The sequence below is a fragment of the Parablautia muri genome (genome assembly GCF_009917485.1).
Lineage (GTDB): Bacteria > Bacillota > Clostridia > Lachnospirales > Lachnospiraceae > Suilimivivens > Suilimivivens muri.
This window is the reverse complement of the sequence record NZ_QZDT01000100.1, coordinates 1-5,575: the sequence shown is the minus strand read 5'-3', so window position 1 is coordinate 5,575 and position 5,575 is coordinate 1. Positions and strand designations below refer to the sequence as shown.

Annotated in this window: 5 protein-coding genes; 4 read left to right on the top strand and 1 reads right to left on the bottom strand. The window is 32.7% G+C overall.

The annotated features are described in order from the left end of the window. Positions 1-381: 381 nt before the first annotated feature. The 4 genes from D5281_RS23795 (at position 382) to D5281_RS23780 (ending at position 4,035) form a co-directional block, all read left to right on the top strand. Positions 382-1,593 carry a hypothetical protein gene (locus D5281_RS23795; RefSeq protein WP_160562377.1) on the top strand — a complete coding sequence of 404 codons (1,212 nt, stop codon included), beginning with the start codon at positions 382-384 and terminating at the stop codon, positions 1,591-1,593. Positions 1,594-1,615: 22 nt separating this feature from the next. Continuing rightward, positions 1,616-1,807, top strand: a complete 192-nt coding sequence (locus D5281_RS23790; protein ID WP_160562376.1) for a hypothetical protein — start codon at positions 1,616-1,618, stop codon at positions 1,805-1,807. A 19-nt stretch (positions 1,808-1,826) separates the two neighbouring features. Next, entirely contained in the window at positions 1,827-2,102 is a 276-nt protein-coding gene (locus D5281_RS23785) for a hypothetical protein (RefSeq protein ID WP_160562375.1), read from the top strand. Positions 2,103-2,235: 133 nt separating this feature from the next. Continuing rightward, entirely contained in the window at positions 2,236-4,035 is a 1,800-nt protein-coding gene (locus D5281_RS23780) for a pentapeptide repeat-containing protein (RefSeq protein WP_160562374.1), read from the top strand. A 1,002-nt stretch (positions 4,036-5,037) separates the two neighbouring features. Here the strand turns inward: D5281_RS23780 and D5281_RS23775 are convergent. Next, entirely contained in the window at positions 5,038-5,511 is a 474-nt protein-coding gene (locus tag D5281_RS23775) for a J domain-containing protein (protein ID WP_277935594.1), read from the bottom strand. Positions 5,512-5,575 lie beyond the last annotated feature (64 nt).

Here is a 5,575-nt window from a genome sequence, read left to right as displayed (position 1 = left end):
AGCAGGCAAAAATATATGAGGCTCTCGGAGTGAAGGTACCAACCTCGTCATGTTAACTCCGAGAATCCAGGTTACACAGGATTGAGCAATCGCCATTAAGGCGAAATGTCCTAAAATAGTATTCACCACAAGTTCAGCGTATCCCGTTTTGGTGTCGCTATACCATGATTTCGCAGAATTGAGTTTTCGTCATTGAGAACGAAAACCTACAACTGAATATAGCATTTACAGAGACAGTATGAATCAGTCGTATTGTCTCTTTTATTATGAATAGTGATTCGGAGCATACAGTCGGGATGCTCAATTATTAACTCAACTCTGATTTGGTGCTGAGTTATCTAAAAGACATATCGAAATTGAAAGGAATTTTTATAAGTAACAATGAGTAGAAAAGATTTAACAGGATTAGATACATCAAAATACAGATATTGCAGTGAGTGTGGAAAGATACTGCCTTTGTGCCATTTTGAGGTGTCTTCTATCAATAAGAACAAAACAAAGATTTATAACCAGATATGCAAGCGGTGTGAAAAAAACAGGCAGTTGAAGCCTAAAATGCCTACAAAAATGAAAGTACTTGATGAAAATAATAATGTTCAGTTTGCCGAAGATATAGAAGAAAATGACAATCCCATCAATGTGAAACTGATTAATGTATTTGAAACATTTGTGCAGATTGAAGGTACATATAATTACTGGATTTCTAACTATGGAAGGGTGGTAAATAATCTGCGGAATCCGTTTAAATATCATGTGCATAGTGTAGCAAATCATTATACGATGAATTTCTTTGATATTGATGGTAGCGCAAATATGGAAGATCATTATACAAAGAATTTAATGGGTAAAATATTTCTGAAAAATCCTAATAATTACACAAAAATCTGGTTTATTGATGGCGATAAAAACAATTTTTATTATAAGAATCTGGTCTATGTATCAAGCAAAGATTATGATGATTTAATGTATGGCAGAAAGGACATTGATGATATTGAGATAAAACAAGAATATTATGAATACCCAAACAAAGCCAGAAGTAAGGCGTATGCGGTTTATCAGGGTATATACAATAGATGTTATAAGAGGGATAAGTATACAAATTATCATGATTGTTACGATGGAGCAACCATATGTAAAGAATGGCTTGAAAATCCAGAATTGTTTATTGATTGGTACTTAGAAAATTATTATCCAGTAAAAGATGAAATAATGGTGGTGGATAAGGATTTATTTGGCAATGGGAGCAAAGAATATTCCCCTGATAATTGCTGTATTGTTCCAGTAACAATAAATGCAATGCTAACAAACTGCAAGAAACATGATAATCCTGCTCATACGGCTGCTTCTGATTTGCCTCTTGGGGTACGATACAATCCAGATACTCATATGTACTATGGGGAAATCACGCCATTTGGTCATGATGAACCAGCTAAACTTGAAGAATGGAATACACCAGAAGAAGCATTTGAGGAATATAGAATCATTAAAAAGGCAGATATTACGGTAATGGCTGTAAAGTATAAAAATTATATTCCGCAAAGAGTTTTTGATGCTCTTATACGTTATGAAGTAAAACCATATATAGAAGATTAAATTTTAAGGAGGACATTTAACAATGACAGATTTTGAAAGAAGAATTAAAACCAAACTGATTGAGGATGAGTATGCGGAGAAATTTCACCGTTTAGATACGGAGGAAACTATAGCACATATCAACCGTGATAATCAGCAGTTATGTGAGATTAATGAGAAGCGAGTACAACTTGAAATGGATATGGAACTTGAAAAAAGAATGTTGAGTTATTAAGGATGGAGGAATACTGATTATGGCAGACATTAAAGATATTGAACAGAGGGCAAAAGATATGATTGAACAATGCCAGCGTAGAAAAGTACAGAGGGAAAATGCGGAAGGGGTTGATAGGATATTCAGGGAGCCAATACGGAAGAAAGCAAAGGAACAGGCAAAGAGGGAAAATGCGGAGCGTGAACGGCAGGAATTGGAGAATAGATGGAGTCCATATCTTGAAAAGGTTATGCAGCATGCAGAGCAGGAAAAGAAAAAATATGATGATAAAATTATGAATGCATTAAAAGGATAAGATTATAAGGCATATTGGATGTAAAAGTCTGGTGTGCCTTTTTTTCAGGTTTATGGTGACATATTGTGTTGTAATTTGTAAATATTTCTACTATACTTTTTTATTATATGTTTAGTACAAAGTAGGGATAAATATGTTAGAATGGCTTGCAGAAATTTCATCTTGGATTTGGGAAAATATTTCTAATATTGATTCAATAGTAAGCATAGTAACTGCTATATTAAGTGGTGTGTTTTTTATTGGAGGAGCGGTTTATGGAGTAATTGCAAATATTTTACGACAGAAATTAAAGAGAAATCAGTACAAATACCTTAATTTGGTTGTAGATAATCAAACTAAACAATCTATGAAGTATTATATTCCTACAAGAGCACAGGAAGTAGATCCTTGTGATGATGTATGTACTACAGATTCATTTATTAAATTAATTCCTTTTTTTATAAATAAGGTGTTCAAAAACTCGGATACACGATATTTTGTTATATTAGCTGATTCTGGAATGGGGAAAACTACCTTTTTGTTAAAACTGTTCTTTGAATATTATAAAAAGTTGATAAAAGAGTATGATATTGTTTTTATACCGTTGTCGCTTGAAAGTTCAATAGAAAGAATTAGGGGAATACAAAATAAAACTACTACCATATTATTATTAGATGGTCTTGATGAAGATAGGTATGCAATAGAGGATTACAATAAGCGTTTAAAAGATATATGTGATGAGACAGAATTATTTTATAAAGTAATTATATCGTGTAGAACACAATTTTTTCCTGATAGTGATAGTGAGCCAAGACATACTAAGAAGAGAAGCTTTGGAGTTGGGAAAAAGAGTATAGAATTTGTTAAATATTATATTTCTCTTTTTAATGAAAAGGAAATAAATATCTATTTATCAAAAAAATATAATCCTATTTTTGAAAGAAATAAGATTAGGCGTTCTCAAAAGGTAATTAAAAATTGCCCTGAATTAATGGTTAGACCAATGCTTTTAGCGTATATAGATGATTTGATTGAGGATAAAGAAAGGGAATATAATTATGCTTATGAAATATATAACCAATTAGTATATAGTTGGATAGAGCGAGAAGCAATAAATAATGAAACATTATATAATTTTTCTGAGAAAATAGCAGAATATATGTATTCTAATAAGACAGTTTATATTAAGGGGAATATAATTCAGAAAATATGCGAAGAATATGGGATACAATTAAGTAGTTTCGAGGCAAAAACTAGGTCTTTACTGAATCGAAATGCTAATGGAATTTATAAGTTTGCACATAAAAGTATTTTAGAATTTATATTAGCTAACAAGGCGATTAAGGATACACAATTTCGTAAGGTTATTATGTTGAATGGGTTTGATGGATATGATATGTTAGAATTATTTTTAAAAGAAATGAGCATATCCTATGTAAAAAAATTAATAAATAGACAAACACGTATATTAGAAAATGTTTTTTGTGAATTTTTGCAATTATCTGAAATTGACCTTTCCCATATGAAAATAAAAAATTGCTCTTTTGAAAACTGCAATTTATCTAAAGCTGTTTTTAGGAAAGGGGATTTTTATAATATAAGTTTAAAAGGATCAAATTTGTACGGTGCAGATTTAAGAAATGTGAAGTTCAGAGGTGCGGATTTAAGAGGTGCGGATTTAAGAGGTGCGGATTTGAGAGGAGGGCATATTAATCGGATAAAGTTGGAAGGGGCCAATTTATACAAAACTATATTTGATGAAATTAAAATTGATTTTTTACAAATGAAATATAATTTGGCTGATTCAATGGTATATAGTACAAAAACAAGAACTGTAGTTAGTTATAAAGAATATAAAAAGAGGAGGGCTACCGTTCGCGGTTTTTTGGTGGATGATGATGAATTTGAATTTGAGTTTTTAAATAATGGTGTTAGTCAGAAAATGGAGCCGTGACATATTTTTATCTTTTTCATCATCTCAAAATATACGGACTACAATAAAGTAAAATGGCTTACCGTTCCATTTGTTAATTAATGCATAATATATTGATCTTGCACTCATTGGGATTCGGTGAAAATGTTCAATAAGATTGGGCGTTCTGTATAGGGGGATATGGTGATATAGGGTGGTAAATATATGGGAGATTTAATCATACCCCCTGCTCCATGTTAGATCGGCTTATGCAGATATCACATTTTTGCTCTATAATCAATGGTGTATCTTGAAATTTCAGACAGAATAACTACAAATGATAAGTTGGTAAGGTAAATGTGTTATGTCAGAAATTCTAAGTTGTACATTAGATTATCAGCGTTATTTAGGGGCATATTTTATATAGGGGTATACCTGTATATATGCGATTTTATATTTTGAACGGAAACATACCCCCCTATCCCGGTATATACAGTTCGAGAAGGTCAAAATTTTAAGTTGGTGTCGATGTGCAATAGATACGGACTTTACCACACTAAAGTGCGAAAAATATAATGTAAACGTACCGGGGGTATCTCTTACTACCTGCTGCCCCTATACCGTCATACAGCCCCAATATGCACGCTACAAGCCCAAATTAAGCCTAAAATCGCATGATAACCATACAAATATAAGCAAATAAACCGCACACAAAAAGACTATGAGCCATTAAAGCGCATAGCCTTTATCATGTATCATTGTTTATCTGTTTACCGTTCTATATTTATGATTCTTTCAAGTTAGGACATAAGCCTAAACCGCCATCAATAACAGGTACACGCCTAAACGCTTCACGGTGTATGCAATCTTTATTGTCGCAATGTGTACAGTCGCATTTCTGATATTCTTCATAGGTCATTTTGTAATTGGTATTAGTTTCAAATTGTTCTTTCGTCATATCCTTTATACCTTCCTTTTCTTATATTTTTATTGTCAGGGTGTAGCCGTGTATTGGTTACACCCATTTTTTACGTTTGTTCATGCTTATGCGAATGCTTCTCTCAATCTCTTTGTTCCATTTGTCTCTACTTCTGTACTGCCGTAGTAGTTGCGAATATCTTCCATACTTAACTTCTTATGACTTCTTTTGCGAAATGCTTCAGAATGCCAGTACCAAGACTTTTTCTGACCTGCAAACTTAAAACCAAGGTCTTTCAGTTCTTTTCTATACTGGTATGTATTACCGCTAATCCACAACCAGTTACCAATAATTTCTAATGTGATTCCATCAAAGTGAATGACTTTTTGTAGCATCTCTCTTAACAATTCGTCTTCCGAAAAGTCATACTTCATATTATTAAAGTCTGTCTTTGCATTTCCCTCTTTGCTATCCGCTGACTTGCTTTCGTGCCTGTTCTTTAATACTTTGAATCCCGGATTCTCGAAAACGTGACGATGAATTTTCGCCACACTTAGCCGAATTCCCTGAATTTTATTGATAAAACCACCATTTTGCACTTGATTAACTCATCGTCATGTTTTATGATGGAGGTATAAACATGACGAGGTGATTGTATGTCGA

Bases quoted from the DNA above. Each gene is read 5' to 3' on its own strand.
- D5281_RS23790 (WP_160562376.1), top strand. From the start codon at position 1,616: ATGACAGATTTTGAAAGAAGAATTAAAACCAAACTGATTGAGGATGAG.
- D5281_RS23785 (WP_160562375.1), top strand. From the start codon at position 1,827: ATGGCAGACATTAAAGATATTGAACAGAGGGCAAAAGATATGATTGAA.
- D5281_RS23795 (WP_160562377.1), top strand. From the start codon at position 382: ATGAGTAGAAAAGATTTAACAGGATTAGATACATCAAAATACAGATAT.
- D5281_RS23780 (WP_160562374.1), top strand. From the start codon at position 2,236: ATGTTAGAATGGCTTGCAGAAATTTCATCTTGGATTTGGGAAAATATT.